Genomic DNA, 2,161 nt, shown 5'->3' with positions numbered 1-2,161 from the left:
CCCCCCGGAAGGTATTCAGCCGGGGAGAAAAGGCCAGTGCCGCCGTTTCTCCGGGATAGAAGGAATGGAACCGGGGCCCTTCCTGCCACAGGAGGCCCTTGTACCGGAATCCCCCCTGGGCAATCTGGAACTTCAGATGGTTCTGGTCCCGGCCCAGGAGAGAGACCTCTTCGATTTTCGCTTTGGCAAAACCCAGTACAGGAGCCGGGTTCCCCACCCCGAAGGGTTCCAGTTTTCCCAGCTGTTCCACCGCTTCCGGGGTGATTTCCCGGCCTTCCGGCACGAACCAGTCCGGTTCCGCTGCCGGTTCATAGGGTTTGTGGTCCAGCATCTCCGCCACCACCTGGGAAAAAGCGTCCCGGAAGGCAGGGATCTCCGCCGTCTTTATGGTGAGCCCGGCCGCCTGGGCATGGCCTCCGAACTGAACCAGATGGTCCCGGCACCGGTCCAGGGCCTGGTACAGGTCCAGGGGCGGGATGCTCCGGCAGGATCCTTTGGCCGTATCCCCGTCAATGGACAGGAGTACCGAAGGCAGATGGTATTTTTCCGTCATCCGGGAGGCCACAATGCCGATGACCCCGGGATGCCAGCCTTCTTCTCCCAGCACCAGGCTCCATTCCGGACTGCCTTGGGCTGCCAGCTGGTGTTCCGCTTCCTCAAAGATCTTCTGGCTGAGAGCCTGGCGTTCCTGGTTGGCGGAATTCAGTTCCTCCGCCAGCTCCCGGGCGGTTTCCGGCTCCTGGGCCGTAAGCAGCTTCACCGCGGTCATGGCGTCATCCAGCCGGCCGGCAGCGTTGATCCGGGGCCCCAGGCCGAAACCGATGGTGCCACTGTTGATGGCAGCCCCGGGGGCCACGGTCACATGGATCAGGGCCTGAAGTCCCAGGAGCGGACTGTGGGGCATTTTAGCCAGTCCTTTCCGGACGATTTCCCGGTTCTCATCCCGAAGGGGCACCATGTCCGCCACAGTGCCCAGGGCCACCAGTTCGATCAGATCATCCCAGAACAGCTCCGGATTTCCCGTCAGCTTCTGTTCCAGGGCCTGGCACAGTTTGAAAGCCACCCCCACCCCGGCAATGCCTTTGAAGGGATACCCATCCCCGGGCTGGTTGGGATTCACCACCGCCAGGGCCCGGGGCAGTTCCCGGGGAGCCAGATGGTGGTCAGTGATGATGATGTCCAGGTCTTTGGGAGCCTGGGCCACCACCTGGGCACCGCTGATCCCCGTATCCACCGTGATCAGCAGTTTCGTCCCCCGGCCGGCGATCTTTTCCAGGGCCGGAACATTGAGGCCATATCCTTCCCGGTCCCGCCGGGGCACGTACACATCCACCTGGGCTCCGTGGCGGCGGAGAAACAAATACAGCAGGGAACTGGCCGATGTACCATCCACGTCGTAATCCCCGTAGATAGTCATGGGTTCGCCCTGCTGCAGTGCCCCGAGGATCCGTTCCACAGCCCGGTCCATATTCTTCAGCCGGAAGGGATCGTAATAGGGCTGTTCTTTCCCTTCCAGGAATTCCTTCACCTGGGCCGGATCCGTCAGGTTCCGGCGGACCAGGATTCCGGCCAGAAGGGGCGAAAGGCCCAGTTCCCGGCACAGGGCCTGGACCTGGGGCTCCCGGTCTTCCGTATGCTTTCTGATTTTCGTATAGATCATATTCCTTCTTACTCCTTGGGCCGGAAGGGTTTGATGATGGGGTCTTTATCCTTTTTCACATCAAAAGGTTTGCTTTTTCCTTCTCCCCGCCGGGGCAGATCCATCCGGGGGATCCGGAAGCTGTCCATCCGTTCCCGCTGCTGGGCCTCCCAGGCTTCCTTCTTTTCTTCCAGCTGCCGGAGCTGTTCCTTCAGCTTCCGGTCTTTCATATAATGTCCCGCTTTCACCTTCAGGGTCCACAGACTGGCCAGGAGGAATCCCAGCAGCAGGCAGCCCATGATGATCAGGGCCAGGGACAGGGAAAAATGCCAGATGAGGAAGCTCACTTCCACAGCCGCCGCATTCTGGAGTGCAAAAATGGCAATGAACAGGGCAATGATGCCCATCAGGATCACATAAAGCATGACGCACGTCCTTTCCATCAAAATTCCAAGGATAATACACCTGCGTGATGTTCTATTATACCGTATTTTGGGGAGAAAAAGAAGGGGCTGTTGCTTG

At 59.8% G+C, this 2,161-nt stretch carries 2 protein-coding genes; both read right to left on the bottom strand.

The genetic code is table 11. From position 1 onward, the window contains the following. On the bottom strand, window positions 1–1,660 hold a 1,660-nt coding region (recJ, locus tag QVO43_RS05425; protein WP_288174578.1), incomplete at its 3' end, for a single-stranded-DNA-specific exonuclease RecJ. An 8-nt stretch (window positions 1,661–1,668) separates the two neighbouring features. Further along, window positions 1,669–2,064 carry a LapA family protein gene (locus QVO43_RS05420; RefSeq protein WP_022487551.1) on the bottom strand — a complete coding sequence of 132 codons (396 nt, stop codon included), beginning with the start codon at window positions 2,062–2,064 and terminating at the stop codon, window positions 1,669–1,671. Between the last annotated feature and the right edge of the window lie 97 nt (window positions 2,065–2,161).

Origin of the sequence: Acidaminococcus sp. CAG:542 (assembly GCF_000437815.1) — a bacterium.
In the GTDB taxonomy this organism is placed as follows: Bacteria; Bacillota; Negativicutes; order Acidaminococcales; family Acidaminococcaceae; genus Acidaminococcus.
The sequence above is the reverse complement of the archived record's forward strand: the minus strand, read 5'-3'. Positions and strand labels throughout refer to the sequence as shown.